The organism is Microbacterium sp. LMI12-1-1.1 (assembly GCF_040676455.1).
Lineage (GTDB): Bacteria > Actinomycetota > Actinomycetes > Actinomycetales > Microbacteriaceae > Microbacterium.
Genome location: NZ_JBEGIA010000012.1, coordinates 839,852 through 854,468, shown reverse-complemented (window position 1 = coordinate 854,468; position 14,617 = coordinate 839,852). Strand labels below are relative to the sequence as shown.

18 protein-coding genes are annotated in these 14,617 nt (G+C 66.9%); 12 read left to right on the top strand and 6 right to left on the bottom strand.

The genetic code is table 11. From position 1 onward, the window contains the following. Positions 1 to 30 precede the first annotated feature (30 nt). Complete coding sequence (locus tag MRBLMI12_RS12400; RefSeq protein ID WP_363356779.1) at positions 31 to 828, bottom strand: ABC transporter permease; 798 nt, start codon at positions 826 to 828, stop codon at positions 31 to 33. Then, a complete protein-coding gene (locus tag MRBLMI12_RS12395) occupies positions 825 to 1,598 on the bottom strand; it encodes an ABC transporter ATP-binding protein (protein WP_363356778.1) in 774 nt (257 codons plus the stop codon). Before MRBLMI12_RS12395 ends, MRBLMI12_RS12400 begins: the two co-directional genes overlap by 4 nt. A 137-nt stretch (positions 1,599 to 1,735) precedes the next feature. On the opposite strand from MRBLMI12_RS12395, the gene MRBLMI12_RS12390 reads away from it, so the two are divergent. Continuing rightward, entirely contained in the window at positions 1,736 to 2,278 is a 543-nt protein-coding gene (locus tag MRBLMI12_RS12390; RefSeq protein WP_363356777.1) for a helix-turn-helix domain-containing protein, read from the top strand. Positions 2,279 to 2,322: 44 nt separating this feature from the next. Here MRBLMI12_RS12390 and MRBLMI12_RS12385 read toward each other — a convergent pair whose 3' ends face one another. Next, positions 2,323 to 2,931 carry a hypothetical protein gene (locus tag MRBLMI12_RS12385; RefSeq protein WP_363356776.1) on the bottom strand — a complete coding sequence of 203 codons (609 nt, stop codon included), beginning with the start codon at positions 2,929 to 2,931 and terminating at the stop codon, positions 2,323 to 2,325. A 48-nt stretch (positions 2,932 to 2,979) separates the two neighbouring features. Between MRBLMI12_RS12385 and MRBLMI12_RS12380 the strand changes: the two genes are divergently transcribed. Beyond that, entirely contained in the window at positions 2,980 to 3,249 is a 270-nt protein-coding gene (locus tag MRBLMI12_RS12380; RefSeq protein ID WP_349426195.1) for a hypothetical protein, read from the top strand. 353 nt (positions 3,250 to 3,602) lie between these two features. Here MRBLMI12_RS12380 and MRBLMI12_RS12375 read toward each other — a convergent pair whose 3' ends face one another. Further along, positions 3,603 to 4,475 carry a helix-turn-helix transcriptional regulator gene (locus MRBLMI12_RS12375; protein ID WP_363356775.1) on the bottom strand — a complete coding sequence of 291 codons (873 nt, stop codon included), beginning with the start codon at positions 4,473 to 4,475 and terminating at the stop codon, positions 3,603 to 3,605. A gap of 145 nt (positions 4,476 to 4,620) precedes the next feature. On the opposite strand from MRBLMI12_RS12375, the gene MRBLMI12_RS12370 reads away from it, so the two are divergent. From MRBLMI12_RS12370 to MRBLMI12_RS12345, 6 genes are all read left to right on the top strand, one after another. Then, positions 4,621 to 5,601, top strand: a complete 981-nt coding sequence (locus MRBLMI12_RS12370) for an aldo/keto reductase (protein ID WP_363356774.1) — start codon at positions 4,621 to 4,623, stop codon at positions 5,599 to 5,601. A gap of 214 nt (positions 5,602 to 5,815) precedes the next feature. Continuing rightward, positions 5,816 to 6,958 (top strand): serine hydrolase domain-containing protein, encoded by a 1,143-nt coding sequence (locus MRBLMI12_RS12365; protein ID WP_363356773.1) that lies wholly within the window; start codon positions 5,816 to 5,818, stop codon positions 6,956 to 6,958. Positions 6,959 to 7,031: 73 nt separating this feature from the next. Further along, a complete protein-coding gene (locus MRBLMI12_RS12360; RefSeq protein ID WP_363356772.1) occupies positions 7,032 to 7,817 on the top strand; it encodes a MerR family transcriptional regulator in 786 nt (261 codons plus the stop codon). Positions 7,818 to 7,922: 105 nt separating this feature from the next. After that, positions 7,923 to 8,759, top strand: coding sequence for an alpha/beta fold hydrolase (locus tag MRBLMI12_RS12355; protein ID WP_363356771.1), 837 nt, complete (start codon positions 7,923 to 7,925; stop codon positions 8,757 to 8,759). Between the two features lie 248 nt (positions 8,760 to 9,007). Beyond that, the gene (locus MRBLMI12_RS12350; protein ID WP_301115117.1) at positions 9,008 to 9,835 is read left to right on the top strand and encodes a hypothetical protein; all 828 of its coding nucleotides are present in this window, start codon (positions 9,008 to 9,010) and stop codon (positions 9,833 to 9,835) included. 113 nt (positions 9,836 to 9,948) lie between these two features. Continuing rightward, positions 9,949 to 10,116, top strand: coding sequence for a hypothetical protein (locus MRBLMI12_RS12345; protein WP_363356770.1), 168 nt, complete (start codon positions 9,949 to 9,951; stop codon positions 10,114 to 10,116). Between the two features lie 135 nt (positions 10,117 to 10,251). On the opposite strand, the gene MRBLMI12_RS12340 is transcribed toward MRBLMI12_RS12345, so the two are convergent. Continuing rightward, entirely contained in the window at positions 10,252 to 11,157 is a 906-nt protein-coding gene (locus MRBLMI12_RS12340; protein ID WP_363356769.1) for an alpha/beta fold hydrolase, read from the bottom strand. A gap of 87 nt (positions 11,158 to 11,244) precedes the next feature. On the opposite strand from MRBLMI12_RS12340, the gene MRBLMI12_RS12335 reads away from it, so the two are divergent. The 4 genes from MRBLMI12_RS12335 to MRBLMI12_RS12320 all read left to right on the top strand — a co-directional run bounded on the left by MRBLMI12_RS12335 (position 11,245) and on the right by MRBLMI12_RS12320 (position 13,562). Beyond that, positions 11,245 to 12,036: an alpha/beta fold hydrolase gene (locus MRBLMI12_RS12335; protein WP_363356768.1), complete on the top strand. Its 792-nt coding sequence runs from the start codon at positions 11,245 to 11,247 to the stop codon at positions 12,034 to 12,036. Between the two features lie 15 nt (positions 12,037 to 12,051). Further along, positions 12,052 to 12,843, top strand: a complete 792-nt coding sequence (locus MRBLMI12_RS12330) for a MerR family transcriptional regulator (protein ID WP_363356767.1) — start codon at positions 12,052 to 12,054, stop codon at positions 12,841 to 12,843. 105 nt (positions 12,844 to 12,948) lie between these two features. Then, the gene (locus tag MRBLMI12_RS12325; RefSeq protein WP_349426187.1) at positions 12,949 to 13,368 is read left to right on the top strand and encodes a hypothetical protein; all 420 of its coding nucleotides are present in this window, start codon (positions 12,949 to 12,951) and stop codon (positions 13,366 to 13,368) included. Beyond that, positions 13,365 to 13,562 (top strand): helix-turn-helix transcriptional regulator, encoded by a 198-nt coding sequence (locus tag MRBLMI12_RS12320; RefSeq protein WP_363356766.1) that lies wholly within the window; start codon positions 13,365 to 13,367, stop codon positions 13,560 to 13,562. The genes MRBLMI12_RS12325 and MRBLMI12_RS12320 overlap by 4 nt, the downstream gene beginning before the upstream one ends. A gap of 754 nt (positions 13,563 to 14,316) precedes the next feature. On the opposite strand, the gene MRBLMI12_RS12315 is transcribed toward MRBLMI12_RS12320, so the two are convergent. Next, complete coding sequence (locus MRBLMI12_RS12315) at positions 14,317 to 14,613, bottom strand: HigA family addiction module antitoxin (protein WP_349426184.1); 297 nt, start codon at positions 14,611 to 14,613, stop codon at positions 14,317 to 14,319. Positions 14,614 to 14,617: the final 4 nt, after the last annotated feature.

Here is a 14,617-nt window from a genome sequence, read left to right as displayed (position 1 = left end):
TCGCGGAGATGCGACGGCCGGTGGGCCTCTTCAGCGCAGGTCGCGGCGCAGCGGAACGGCCACCGCGACGCATGCCGCCGCCGCCGCATAGGCGAGCAGGACGAGCGCACCGATCGTCGGCGACGTCGGCACGGTCGCCGTCGTCGGGAGCTGCTCGGCTATGGCATCGCTGAGGAAGGTGAAGTCGGTGAGAGCCGCCGTCGCGCCTCCGGGGAGATAGGAGTGGATCGCGTTCACGCCGGGGATGATCATGAGCACGTGCTCGAGGAAGTAGAAGTACCCGAGCACGATGCCGACGGCGAGCAGCTGATGGCGTGCGAGCGCGCCGATGGCGACGCCGAGGATCATGTAGACGGCGGCCGCCAGCGAGAGACGTGCGAGCAGCGTGACGAGTCCGACCATCGGGACCCCGAGCTCGATGCCCTGCAGTGCCGCGCCGCCCAACACAGCTGCCCCGGCGAACAGCGACGCGACGACCCCGTAGGCGATGCCGAGCGCGGCGAACACGACGAGCTTCGCGGCGAGCAGTCGCCCGCGGCGAGGGGCGGCGAGGAAGGTGGTTCCGATGGTGTGATGCCGGTACTCGCTCGTGACGGCGATCGTGCCGATGAGCGCGGGTACGAAGAGCAGCAGGCCGCTCATGCCCACGACGATGCCGACGCCTTCGCCGGTGTCGAGTCCGGGCAGCGGCGGGGTGGCATTCTCTGGGCCGACGAGAGCCAGCAAGCCGGTCAGAGCGCCACCGCTGCCGGCGGCGATGATGAGCGACCACATCGGGAGCCGGGTAGCGAAGAGTTTCGTGAACTCGCCTCGGATCAGTCGATTCATGCGCGGACTCCTTCGGTGCGTGTTGCTCCGGATGCTGCGCGTGTGGCGTGAGACGCGGTCTCAGATGTGAGCCGCAGAAATGCCTCTTCGAGGCTCGTGCCGTGCACGGTGAACTCGGCGAGCGAACCCTCCCACGCCACGTGTCCGCGATCGATCAGCACGAGGTCGTCGACGCCGTGCTGGAGTTCCGTGAGGACGTGGCTCGAGAGCAGGACCGTACGACCGCTAGCGGCGAATTCGCGCAGGAAGGTGCGCAGCCAGACGATCCCCGCCGGGTCCAGCCCGTTCGACGGCTCGTCGAGCACGAGTACGTCCGGATCTCCGAGGAGTGCCGTGGCGAGGGACAGCCGCTGTCGCATGCCGGTCGAGAAAGTGCCCACACGGCGGTCGAGATATGCAGAGACGCCGGTGAGCTCGGCCACCCGCTCCGCATTCGCCGGCCCATGTCCGCCCAGCGCGCAATACGTGCGGAGGTGTCCGCGCGCCGTCATCGCGGGGTGGGCGGCGGCGATGTCGAGCACGGCCCCCACCGTGCCGGACGGCTCGTCGAGTTCGCGGTACCAGGCACCGCCGATGAGGGCCGTTCCCGCATCGGGACGCGTGAGGCCCAGAAGCATCCGGAGCGTCGTGGACTTGCCCGCTCCGTTCGGACCGAGGAATCCGGTGACCCGGCCGGGACGCGCGCTGAAGGTGACGTCCCTCACCGCGTCGACGCCGGCGAAGCGCTTGGCGAGTCCAGAGACCTGGACGTCCGTGCCGCGGCCGGTCATGATGCGCTCCCGGCCGGGGAAGTCGACATGAAGGGTCGAGGTGTCAGTCGAATGGCGGTCATCAGGGTGTTCCTCTCACCGACGTACGCTGGATCAGGTCTTGAGAATGTTATCACCGTGAGAATGGTTGGTGTGCCGTGTCGAAGAGCTCGCCCATCGCCGATGTCGTCATGCATCCCGTGCGCCTCCGGATCATCCAGCAACTCGGCACCCGCCAGGTCACGACCGCGGATCTTCGAGCCGCCATGCCGGATATCCCGCAGGCGACGCTGTACCGTCACGTCGCCGCACTCGTCGAGGCCGACATCCTCTCGATCGTGGAGGAGCGGCGGGTGCGTGGCGCGGTCGAGCGGACGTTCACCCTCGGTGGAAGGATGGCGCACGTCGACCGTGCAGAGCTCAGGGAGATGGGCGAACAGGAGTTGCGCCAGTCTTTCCTGACATTCATCGCCCACCTCGGCGAGACGTTCGATCGCGCGAGCGCTGCGGATGCCGATGGCGACTTCCGCGACTTCCTCGGCTTCGGAGAGGTGCAGCTGCACGTCACGACCGCCGACCTCAGCGAGATCCAGGCACGTCTCGGCGAGCTGCTCGCACCCTACCTGGCCGCCACGGGTCCCGAACGCCGCACCGTGACCTTCGCCACAGCTCTGATACCGGAACCGCCTCGCCAGGCGTGACGGTCGCCACGGCTCGGGACCGGGCGAGGGCTGTGTACCACGCGTCAGTCTCCGGAACTGCCGGGGAGGACGTCTCGGTCCACCCTGACCGACACGGAGTCCAAGCGGGGGTCGTCGCGGAGTCGTCGAAAGATCGACGGTTCCGCCGCCACGATGAGTGAATCCGGGTAGAGCCGGCTGCCCCACGCCAACCGCTTGTCCGCATCCCACGCGAACTCGGGAATGCGACGTCCCGATTCCACGTCAGCCGGAACGAGATCGGCTTCGAAGTACTCCTCCCCGAACACGCGGATCGGTGAATCGGTCACCGGCACCTCGCCGTAGCCGACCCAGCGAAGACATCGAAGCGACAGATCGCCGATGGCGTCGCGCAGCGCTTCCGCGGTCGATCCGTCCAGTTCGCCCATGCATGAGACGAGGTCGCGGACAGCCGGACGTTCCTCCGCGATCCGACGGGTCGCTTCGAACCAGTTCAGGGATGCCGAGTGCTCCTCGACGTCGACGAACCGAGACCAGCGGACTGCGGTCCCGTCTCTGTCGATGAACGGGAGATAGACACGCAGCATCGGCAGGTCGCGGTGGGACGCAGGGACGAAGTCGCGAGCGACAGTGCGCCATCCCGATTCGTCAAGCTGAGCCGTCCGGTCGACCATGCCCCTCACCGTATCGGGGCTGCGGGCACGAACCCGGATAATGGACGCATGTCTTCCCCCGTCGAACGCCGTTCCAACCCGACCGCCTGGGCCGCTTTCTGGTTCGCGCTGGCCGGCCTCGTGCTCATGCCCATCCCCCTGTTCATCGGCCTGATACTTGGCGGTGGCCTTTCGATCGTCGCCGCAGTCCTCGCCGTGATCGCACTCCTCAAGGGACTCGCGCGCAACGGCAAGGGCATCGCACCCGTCGTGTTCGCCGCGATCTTCATCGCACTCACGTGGGGCGGCATCTCGATCGGCGGCGGCACCGTCTGGTAGGTCGGCCGACCGCCGGATAGCATGGCGCCAATCGGCGTCCGGGTCAGCCGAATGCCGCGCTGGCTTAAGCGTGGCATCCAGGCTTCACCGTGTCTGGCGATCGTGTAGCGCGACGCACCCGATCGTCAGGTGGCCGACTGGGTGCGGATGAGCTCCGTGATGTCGATCGGCTCCGTGGGAGGCAGTTGGAGGTCGGCGGGCCCGATGACCGCCGGGACGGGGATCGTGGGAGCAGAAGCGTTCATGATGATCCTTGGGCGAGGGTGACGAGATGCGGGAACACCCTCCACCGTGCACCGAGCGATGAAGCCGGACAGGGTCGAAAGTCCTGCCGCCGCGTCATTCACCGATACCTAAACCGGCGCCTTTGGTACGGCCGTTTCGGCCACGTTGGCGAGTAGTTGGAGGCGTTCCTGGGTGGCAGATCCGGGTTCGGCGGAGAAGACGATCATCTGGAGTCCGCGGTCGGACGCGAGATCCATCGCCTGAAAGGTGAGGTCGAGGTCGCCGACCACGGGATGGTGGACGAGTTTGAGGCCGGCCCGGTGTTCGCGGACGTCGTGGGCTCCCCAGAGCTTTCGGAACAGATCGCTGCGGGTGGAGAGCTCGCCGACAAGGTCGGTCAGCTGACGGTCGTACGGCGAGCGGCCGGCTTCGGCGCGAAGGACGGCCACGATCTGGCGGGTCTGCGCTTCCCATTCCCGGTAGAAGGTCTGGGCTCGCGGCTCGAGGAAGATGAATCGGGCGGCATTCGCTGGCGGCCGGGCGCCGTCGAGCATCTCGGAGAAGAGAGCTGCCCCGAGACGGTTGGTGGCGACCGCGTCAAGACGGCCGTTCTGTATGTAGACCGGCACCGTCGACATCGCGTCGATGGTCTGTCTCATGCCCGAAGTGAGCTGCGTCCTGCGTGGGGTCCGTGCTCGTTGCTGCGGGTGAGCGCCGGCATTGGCGGTGCGGACCAGGTCGTACAGATGGGCGTGTTCAGCTTCATCCAGTTGCAGGGCGCGGCTGACACCGTCGATGACTGCCTCGGAGACGCCTGTCGCGTTGCCCCGTTCGAGGCGTTTGTAGTACTCCGCGCTCATCCCCGCCACTAGCGCAACTTCCTCCCGGCGCAGCCCCGGGACCCGGCGGCGACCGCCGAAGTCCGGGAGCCCCACCTGCGACGGCGTGAGCTTCGCGCGCCGCGTGGTGAGGAACTCGCTGATCGCGTCCGAGGTGTCCATGCCATCGAAACTACGCCGACGTGGAGGCGCGTCGGGGGTCCCTGTCGGGGCACCTATAGGTAGGGCCACGCTCATCGCGGCGAAGAGGCGTTGACTCGAACCATCAGCCGCGGAACGAGCGGTGAAACTGGAGCGGAGAACACCTTTGAAGAACGCACACCTCGGGAGCCTCGAGGTCTCCCGCATCGGCCTGGGTGCCATGACCATGGCCGGTACGTATACGACCGGAGGCGGTCTCGACAACGACGAGTCCATCCGCACCATCCACCGTGCCCTCGACCTCGGTGTCACCCACATCGATACCGCCGAGATCTACGGCCCCTACCTCAGCGAGGAGATCGTCGGTCAAGCCATCCGCGGCCGCCGCGATCGGGTGAAGATCGCTACCAAGTTCGGACTCGTCTCCCACTCCGGCGGCGGGCCGGGCGTTATCGACAGCGCATCTGCGAACGTGAAAGCCGCCGTAGAGGGCAGCCTGCGCCGTCTCGGTACCGACCACATCGACCTGTACTACCAGCACCGCGTCGATCCGAACACGCCGATCGAGGAGACCGCGGGCGCGGTCGCCGACCTGATCGCCGAAGGCAAAGTGCTCCACTTCGGTCTCTCCGAAGCATCCGTACAGACCATTCGCCGGGCGCACGCCGTGCAGCCGGTTTCGGCCCTGCAGACCGAGTACTCGTTGTGGACACGCGACGTCGAAGCGGAGATCCTGCCCGTGCTCCGCGAGCTCGGCATCGGCTTCGTCCCCTACTCACCCCTCGGTCACGGCCTCCTCACCGGGCAGATCCGTTCCGCGGCCGACATCCCCGAAGATGACTGGCGCAAGACCAACCCGCGGTTCGTGGGCGAGAACTTCACCCGCAACCTCCGCCTCGTGGATGAGGTCCGTGCGATCGGTGCCGAGATCGGCGCAACCCCCGCGCAGACGGCGCTGGCGTGGATCCTCACCCGCGGCGACGACATCGCCCCGATCCCGGGCACCCGCCGAGTGGCGCGAGTGGAGGAGAACACCGCCGCCGACGCGGTCGAGCTCACCGCAGACCAGGCCGACCGCCTGACCGCGCTCGAACCAGCGGCGGGCGAACGACACGACGAAGCCAACATGGTCTCCATCGACCGGTGACGTCGGCTTCGGTGGCGCGGTCCTGACGCGCCACACCGCCGCATCGTCCTCCATGACACGGGCCCGCTCGATGATGAGCGGGCTTGGGCTCCGCCGATGCGAGGTTCTTCGAGCTTTCGTCTTGACCTTGACCTTGACCTTGGGTCAGGGTTCACACTCGCGACTGCGACGCCGGAACGGGCTCGCGGAACGAAGGATTCGAAGGAGCACAGACATGACCCTCCCCACCCAGCAGCACGCCACCGCCGCGGCTCAGGACCGCCCCGAGCTTCAAGCGATCCTCGACGACATCGTCGACTCGGGCATCACCGGCATTACCCTGCGGGTCCGCGACGAGCACGGCGAGTGGACCGGTGCGGCCGGCCGCAGCGAGATCGACGGCGACGCGAAGCCGCCGATCGACGGGCATGTCCGCATCGGCAGCAACACCAAGACGTTCACCGCCGCCCTCACGCTGCGGCTCGTCGCCGAGGGCCGGATCGCACTCGACACGCCGGCGTCCGAGTACCTTCCCGAGTTCGACCTGGACCCCCGCATCACGGTCCGAATGCTGCTGCAGCACACCAGCGGCGTCTTCAACTTCACCGGTGAGTACTACCCCGACGGCACCGTGGTCTCCGGCATCCCGGCGACCCCCGCCGGCAGGGAATGGGTCGACAACCGTTTCGTCACGTATGCCCCGGAGGACCTCGTCCGTCTTGCGCTGGCGAAGCCCGCTCGCTTCGAGCCGGGCACGGATTGGAGCTACTCCAACACCAACTACGTGATCGTGCGACTGATCGTCGAACGCGTCACCGGACGCTCAGTGGCCGAAGAGACGGACCGCCTGATCTTCCAGCCGCTGGGGCTCTCGGGCACAGCGCAGCCGAGCGCCGAGACCGACATCGCCGAGCCCCACGCCCACGCGTACTACCGATACGAGGAGGACGGCGAGGCGCACACGACCGACGTCACCGAGCACAACCCGTCCTGGATCTCCAGCGGCGGCGACATGATCTCCACGTCGCAGGACCTGCAGACGTTCATCTCGTCGATCGCGAGCGGGACGCTGCTTCCCGCTGAACTCCACGCCGAGATGTGTGCGACACGCGAGACGCCGATTCCTGGCATGGGCTACGGCCTGGGTGTGTTCGTCCAGGACCTCGGCGCGCACGGAAGGGTGATCACTCACAACGGCGGTGCGGCCGGGTTTGCGGCGCTGATGTACGCGACTCCCGACGGTCGCCGGACGATGACCGCGACCCTGAACTACGTCGACGACGCGGCGATGTCGCTGGCTATCCCGTTCCAGCAGGGTTCCCAGCGGCTGGTGGATGCCGTCTTCCGTACCGGCCAGGTCGCGACGCCGGCCGCATAGACAGATGACGCGTTCGACTGTTCCGGCGGCGTGGATCACGCCGCCGGAAGGTCGTACACAGGAGGCTGGCCGGATGAGCAGCGGAGTCACGATCGGCCAGGCGGCCGCGTTCGTCGGCGTCACTGTGAAGACAGTGCGGCACTACCACAAGCTCGGCCTCATCGCCGAGCCGGAGCGCGACGTCTCGGGGTACCGGCGCTACAGCGCGGACGACCTGCTGCGTCTGGTGCATGTGCGCACGCTGGCGGGAGCCGGCGTGCCCTTGGCCGAGATCGCTCCGCTGCTCGCCGCCGATGGCGAGGAGTTCGCCGCGAAGATAGGCGACGTTGAGAGAAAGCTCGCGCACCAGATCGAGGAACTCATCGCGCGCCGGGACACCCTGCGCCAGTTGACCGATGGCGACCGCGCGCTCCTTCCCGAGCGCGCAGTGGCACTGCTCGAGCGGATGCCGGACCTCGACTTCAGCCCGCAGGAGATCGAGTCCTCCCGTGAAGGTCTGATCCTCGCGAAGGCGCTCGTGCCCGACCGCTTCGATGATCACCTCGCCGCCGTCGAGCACGCCCTGCAGGACCCTGAGTTCATCGCCCTGAGCAGACTCAGCGCGGACTCCGCGAACTGGGGTGCGGATGACCCCCGCATCCCCGAACTGGCCGCCGCCATGGCGGACCACTATCTCGCCCATCCCGAGCACCTGCGCATCATCACCGGGATGCAAGCGCGGACCGACACCGCCGCGCGCTACCGAATGGTGCGCGACTTCGGCTCCGACGAGGGAACCGCCGCGGAGCGGCTCGTCGCGCGCGTCGAGGCCCGGCTCCGCGAAGCCGGCATCCGCATCCCGAGGCCCGAAGCGGGCTGACGCCGGACGAAATCGCGCGAGCGGCGCCGACCCGGATCGTGGTCGCGGTCGGTGAGGGGCGAGCAGGAGGTTGATGTGCCGGCGGGTCTCTGCGACGGTGCTTGCATGACGGATCTCACATCCTCCGCTCCCCCGACCGAGACCGGCTATGTCGAGCTCGGTCAGCTTCGCATGTACTACGAGGTCTATGGCGATGCCGCCGACCGCACACCGCTGGTGCTGCTGCACGGCGGTTTGTTCGACATCGAGCAGCAGTTCGGCGCGCTCATCCCGGACCTCGCCGCGGGACGGAGAGTTGTCGCGGTGGACTTCCAGGGGCACGGTCGTACGAACGACATCGACCGACCGTTCTCTGCTGCGGCGTTCGCCGATGATGTGCTGGAGGTGCTCGACCACCTCGGCATCGGGAGCGCTGACATCTTCGGTTTCAGCGTCGGCGGCGCCGTCGCACTCGACCTCGCCATTGACCACCCGGAACGGGTCAGGCGGGTCATCGTCTCGTCGACGTCGTTCGCCGCATCGGGGATGCGCGGGTCCGAGAACGCGGAGGCGGTCGGCGCGATGAACGTCGACATGATCGCCGGCACGCCGATGGAAGCCGCTTATCTCGCGAAGTCGCCGCACCCCGACCTGCAACATCTCCAAGTGCTTCTCGACAAGCTCGGTGCGACCTACGAAGGCGGGTTCCCTGATCGCACGGATGCCGAGATCCGCGCGATCGCGGCGCCGACGCTCATCACCGTGGGCGACGCCGACATGGTCTCTCTCGAGCATGCGGTTGAGTTTCTGCGCCTCCGCGGCGGCGACGTGAATGGCGATTTCGTCGGTGTCCCGGCATCCCAGCTCGCGGTCTTTCCGGGCACGACCCATTTCTTCGGGCTGGCGCGAACCGACCTGGTTCGTGACGTGGTCATCGGATTCCTGGACGACGCCTCGGCTTAGGAGTCAGGTCATCCCCAGTCAACCAAGCGAGATGACGGACTGCGTAGGCGGTATCAAGATTCGCCCAGATGCATCTTCCTTGTGAGGGGTGTACTCGAGCCGAGGGCTTTCTCAACGCGAACGGGAGTGGAACCATGACTAGCGGAGAACGGATCCGCAGCCGGGAGCCAGTCCATGGGCATCGCGTCGGCTTTGCATACAGACGGTCTGGTCGCCTCGAATGTCCGTAGTTGGGAGGAGCGATCATCGTGGATCCGATAACCATCGCAGCATTGCTTGGACTCGGTGGTAAGGCGCTGGAGGTCGGCGTCGGTGCATGGAAGGCCTGGCTGGAAAATGGGCGCGGCGGCGTCGCGGTTTCGGCAGATGGTTCGCAGTACGCACTGCCGTACGACGGGCGTCAGCTGACATACGTGCCTGGCGACGGACGTCGCGCGGCAATGCGGGGGCAGGTGCCGTTCGAGGTGAACCTCGTTGCCGGGGATCTATGGGCACATACGTACCTCAGCGCAGACCACCCGGCGCTCGTAGTTCTAGAGAATCGGAGCGCGCAATCACAGAATGATTCGATCGTCGCCATCGGCAAACTCGGCGAGGGCTTCGATGGCACGCTGCCGCCCGGGCACTATATGCTCGGCGTCTACGTGTTCTTGAACGCGAATCCTGAAACGTGGGACGACGTGGATGCCGGTGGCTTCCTCGAATTCTCGGTGAGCGGCCGGGAGAAGGCGCTTTCGCTCGAGGTTCCCGTCGGGGCGATCTCGGAGTCCGCGCCCATCCGCGGCGGCCATGAGACGATCGATTTTGAATCCGGCGTCCTCGAGGCTGGAACGCACCACGCCTACTCGATCTCATTGGTCGCGGCGGTCACCTACAGCATCTTCGTCCATTCCGCCGACTCATCGGCCGACTTCGACCTCGCTGTTTACGACGAGAACGGGGTCCTCGTCGGTCTGGACGATCATCCTGCGAGTGATGCTCTATGCCAGGTGACGCCGCGGTGGACGGGGCCCTTCATTCTGGCTGTCATGTGCCATCAGGGCAGTAGCGAGTACGAACTGCTCGTACTCGCCTAGGCTCCGCGGGCAGAATTGACTCGACCGATTGGATAGCCGGCGCGGAGGTCGCAGGCGCCGGCATTCCGGACGTCCGGCGTACGCTGTCAATGCGGCCGACGGAAGGATTCCCCGTGTCCCCCTACGACGAGCACGCCGCTCCGCATCACGTCCCTGCTCCTGGCGAGTCGAGCATCCCGGAACTCGAGGTCGACGAGACCGTCGCCCCGCGGCCAGAGGAGGAACTCGCAGACCTCATGCGTGCGCAACCTGACGTCGAAGACCACTCCCGCCCGGAATGACCGACTTCTCGGCCAAGCGACGATCGCCGGTCCCGTTCAGAGCGTTGCAGCGGCAGGCGGTATCCGCTGTCGCCCGCTTCCAGTAGCACCCCTGGGTGACCGCCCGACCAGCCCGGATCTGATCGCGCGCAATGGCTACTGGCGGCGAGCTGGTGCTGTGGGGATTCCGATCTCATCGAGCCAGTCGGAGAGGAGTGCCGCCACGAGACCGGGGCGCTCGTGGGGAAGTGCATGTCCGGCGTCGCCCGCGGTGACAACGGTGGCACGCGGGTACCGATCACCGAGGCGCTGTTGCCGCTCCCAGCCGACCCAGTGATCGTGTCGGCCAGAGATCACCAGCACCGGAGCGTCGACAGCCACCGTGTCGGGATCCGCGGTGTGTGGTCCCGCGGTGATCGCGCTCTCCAGCGTCTGCTCGTCGACCTCCCCGACGACCGGGACCACCGCGCGACGGAATCGCTCGAGGGTCTCAACCGTTCGAACGACGAAGTAACCCTCGTACTCGGCGCGCTGATCGGGATCGAGTGCGGTGGACACGTGATCGTCGCGAACCACTGCCGGCGCAGGGATGCGCTGTTCCCCGGCAAGGGCCGGGCAGATCAGTGCGATCCCGGCGATCCGGTCAGGATGCCGGGCTGCGATCGCGCGCGCGAAGTGTCCGCCGAACGAGTGCCCGAGTACCAGGAATCTGCCGGTCGGTGCCTCCTTGTCAAGGAGGAGGTCGACGAGGTCCAGCACGTCATCGGGTTGCCGAATTCCCGATGAGGGGCGCGAGTCGCCGTGGCCGGGCAAGTCGATGTACAGCCGACGCACCGGCCGCGCATCGATCATCGGATCGAGGAAGTCGCGCACCTCCCCCCTTGCGGAGTACGCGCCGTGCAGAGCGAGGAGCGGGATGCCGGCGCCGACGGCGTCGTAAGCCAGTAAAGCCGCATCGCTCAGCCCAACAGTCGTCGTCATGTCCCCATGATCGTTCAGGCGACGCAGCCGACCCAAGCCTCCAGTCCGGGCGAATTCGACGCTCCGGGCGCAGGAGGCCACGAGAGAGTCTCCGTCAGGAGCCTTGACCCTGACGCAGCGTCAACGCGGCACGCTGGACCACATGTTGCAGCACGGGCCGGAGACACCATGATCGACACGAGCTCGACCCCGACCTGGAAGGGCATGGTGCCCGTCGACGACACGGCTCTCGCTGTCGCCGACTTGGGTGGCTCGGGGACGCCGGTGATCTACCTCAATGGGCAGTTCGCGACGCAGGGTTACTGGCGGCGGGTCATCGCCGAGCTCGGGCCGCGCTGGCGGCACATCACCTACGACGAGCGGGCTCGGGGGCGCACGTCGGGACGTTCGGTGGATTACTCGTTCGAGGCCGCCGTCCGCGATGTCGATGCCGTGCTCGACGCGCGAGGTGTCGGCCGAGCGCTGGTGGTCGGCTGGTCGTACGGCGCGTTCGTCGCCGCACATTGGGCGAGCCGCAATCCTGACCGGACGATCGGCGCGGTACTGGTCGATGGGGCGCAGCCGCACGACTGGCTCACGGACGACATGGAGCGAGGCATCCGAACGGCCTTCCGTCGCCTGCGATGGCTGATGGTGCCGCTGCGCGTGACGGGGCTCACGCCGCGGATGACCGCTCTGGAGATGGCCGAATGCAACATCGAGGTCGGCAGGCTCGCGCGTGAACGGGAGCTCGGTCCGGTGATGGACAGGATCACCGTCCCGACCCGGTATGTCCTCGCGTCCGGAACGTCGTTCGGTAGTAAGGGGGATGGGCAGGAGAAGATCCGGGCCAGCGTGCCCGCGGTGGCCGAACGCAACTCGCACATCAAGATTCACGCCAAGGTCGCGAGCAATCACGCCGCGATCCTCCGCAAGGACTTCCGTGCGATCGCCGAGGCGGTCCGCGGCGTCGCCGGTTGAGGCAGTCTGGAGCCCATGCTCACGATCAGCCAACTGGCCTCCTACGCCGGGGTGACAGTGCGGACAGTTCGGCACTATCACCAGATCGGCCTGCTCGCCGAGCCCGAGCGCGACCACTCCGGCTACCGCAGCTACGACACCGCCGCCGTGGTGCGGCTGATCCGGATCCGCGTGCTTGCCGATGCCGGCGTCCCCCTCGCGCGCGTGCAGGAACTGCTCGTCGCCGCCCCCGACGAATTCGCCCAGGCCGTCGGAGAGATCGACAAGGCGTTGAGCGCCGACATCCGTCGCCTGCAGAGCAACCGCAAGCGGATCGCCAAGCTCGCCGCCGGCGATCACCTGGCCCTTCCCCAGATCGTCTTGGACTACCTGGACCGGCTGCGCGGGCTCGGCGTCGGCGAGGCCTACATCGAGCTCGAGCGCGACGCCTGGATCATGCTCGCCGCGCAGGATCCGCTCGGCATCGACGCCGTGATCGCCGAGAAGAACCGCCAACTTGACGACGACCCGGACATGACACGCCTCTATCGCCTCCTCGGCTCCGCGCCGCAATGGCCGCCGGACGATCCCCGAGTCGTCGAACTCGCCGACCTCGTCGAGCACCTCCGCATCCGCGCAATCCAGAGCGGTGAGGTGGAGATCGGCGGCGCTGATCAGACGGACCCTCTTCTGGCCCTACTGGACGCGGCCATGACCGAGTCGGCACCGGTCGCTCGACAGCTGCTGGCGATCCTCGAGCAACGCGGGTGGCGTGGCTGGAATCGACTCGAACGGATCCCCGAAGGGCGCATCCCCCGCGATCGCTGATGCCGAATCGCATGTCAAGTGAACTTGACACGCCGGCTTCCAATCACCTACTTTGTCAAGTGAACTTGACACGCCGCGCGGCGGCGCGCAACAGAAGGGACGACCGTGAAGGCAGACACTCCTACCGGCGGATACCGGCAAGAGATCAGGGCTACCGCCAACCTCTTCGGGTGGGGACTCGCCTGGATCGCGACGCTGGCCCTGGCCAGATTCGGCCCCGAGTTGCTGTGGGGACCCACCCAGCAGGTGGCGAGCTGGGCCGCCGTCATCCTCAATCTCGCCGCCGGCATCGGATGGATCGTCGCTTTCACGCGCTTCCTCCGAGCTGTCGACGAACTGCAGCGACAGATCATCCTGGGTGCCCTCGCGATCACACTCGGCGCTGGGTGGGTTGCCGGCCTCGGCTACGTGGTTGCCGATGCCGCAGGTCTCCTCAGCTTCGATGTCGACATCGCCGCCTTCTCCGTGTTCCTCGGCATCGTCTTCCTGATTACCTTCCTCGTCGGAAGGATCCGCTATCGATGAAGAATCGCATCTCGGACCTTCGCGCCGAGCGCTCCTGGACGCAGGCCGACCTGGCCGCACAGGCGAGCGTCTCGCGACAGACCATCAACGCGATCGAGACGGGCAAGTTCGACCCGAGCCTTCCCCTCGCGTTCCGCATCGCCAAGCTGTTCGACCTCCGGATCGAGGACATCTTCACGGACGATCAGGCCTAGGTGAACCGCGGCGCCCAGTGAAGGTTGAGACCCGTGAAGCGAAAACGTCACGCAGCTGGTGGGGCAGGCTCATCGCGATCGGCTCGGCCTGGTTGCTCGCGCGTCATATCGCCGTTTGGCGGTCTCTTGGGGAGTGAGGGCTCCATCCAGTGGGTGGCGTTGGCTGCCGTCTGGCTCTTCCTGCTGGACGGGGCCGCACTGCTAGCTCGCGGCAGCTTCGCCGTCCCGGCATGCCAGGACCAGAGCAGCCCCACGGATTCGTCCGCTTGACGGTCGGTGTCCGCGCCGAGTGGCGGGCGTCGACTATCTTGATCGCATGGCATGCGGGCGCGACGAGGCGGGTGGGTCGTTCTTCGGTGCCTGGGCAGCGGCTATCGCGATTCTCGCGTTTGGACTAGGCATGTGGTGGATCGCTACATTCCTGTACTCATCCGTGGGTGGTGACCTATTCGCCCCGGTCGAAGACGGCCGGTGGGTGGGAGCGCCGATGATGGTGCTTCTCGCGCTCTTCACGTTCGTCGGGCTCGCCGCGGTGGGCGTTGCCATCTTCCTGATTTGGCTGTTGGTGTCGACTGCGTGGGAAGCCAGACGCCCGCGCTAGTGAGGCGTGTCGGTGACGCCGTTCCGTCCTTCGAGTCGGCTCTCCGGTCTCCTTGTCGGCAATGCGCTCCAGCTCGGCCGCCACCGCTGCTCGCCGGAACGGAGCGCACGGACGCCGGCCCTTGTGCGGGCGCAGGCCCGCGTGACTCGGAAGTCAGGCTGGGATCAGGCGCTCGACGCGTGCGAGGTCGGCGTCATGCTCGTCGTGCTCGAGCTCGATGTCGTAGTCGTTCTGGATGTTGAGCCAGAAGCGCTCCGAGAGGCCGAACGCGCGAGAAAGCCGTAGGGCGGTGTCGGTGGTGATCCGCCGCTTGCCGCGGATGATCTCGCTGAGCCTGGTCTGCGGCAGGCCGGTCGCCTGCGCAAGGCGGTAGGCCGTGATCCCCAGCGGCTCGAGGAACTCGGTCTGGAGAATCTCACCCGGGGTGATCGGGTTGTGTGCCTTCGTCATCGGT

Coding starts and splice junctions, on each gene's coding strand:
- MRBLMI12_RS12385 (WP_363356776.1), bottom strand. CDS start 2,931: ATGGTCGACCGGACGGCTCAGCTTGACGAATCGGGATGGCGCACTGTC.
- MRBLMI12_RS12395 (WP_363356778.1), bottom strand. CDS start 1,598: ATGACCGGCCGCGGCACGGACGTCCAGGTCTCTGGACTCGCCAAGCGC.
- MRBLMI12_RS12360 (WP_363356772.1), top strand. CDS start 7,032: ATGAGCAGCGGAGTCACGATCGGCCAGGCGGCCGCGTTCGTCGGCGTC.
- MRBLMI12_RS12400 (WP_363356779.1), bottom strand. CDS start 828: ATGAATCGACTGATCCGAGGCGAGTTCACGAAACTCTTCGCTACCCGG.
- MRBLMI12_RS12330 (WP_363356767.1), top strand. CDS start 12,052: ATGCTCACGATCAGCCAACTGGCCTCCTACGCCGGGGTGACAGTGCGG.
- MRBLMI12_RS12335 (WP_363356768.1), top strand. CDS start 11,245: ATGATCGACACGAGCTCGACCCCGACCTGGAAGGGCATGGTGCCCGTC.
- MRBLMI12_RS12320 (WP_363356766.1), top strand. CDS start 13,365: ATGAAGAATCGCATCTCGGACCTTCGCGCCGAGCGCTCCTGGACGCAG.
- MRBLMI12_RS12355 (WP_363356771.1), top strand. CDS start 7,923: ATGACGGATCTCACATCCTCCGCTCCCCCGACCGAGACCGGCTATGTC.
- MRBLMI12_RS12315 (WP_349426184.1), bottom strand. CDS start 14,613: ATGACGAAGGCACACAACCCGATCACCCCGGGTGAGATTCTCCAGACC.
- MRBLMI12_RS12365 (WP_363356773.1), top strand. CDS start 5,816: ATGACCCTCCCCACCCAGCAGCACGCCACCGCCGCGGCTCAGGACCGC.
- MRBLMI12_RS12380 (WP_349426195.1), top strand. CDS start 2,980: ATGTCTTCCCCCGTCGAACGCCGTTCCAACCCGACCGCCTGGGCCGCT.
- MRBLMI12_RS12375 (WP_363356775.1), bottom strand. CDS start 4,475: ATGGACACCTCGGACGCGATCAGCGAGTTCCTCACCACGCGGCGCGCG.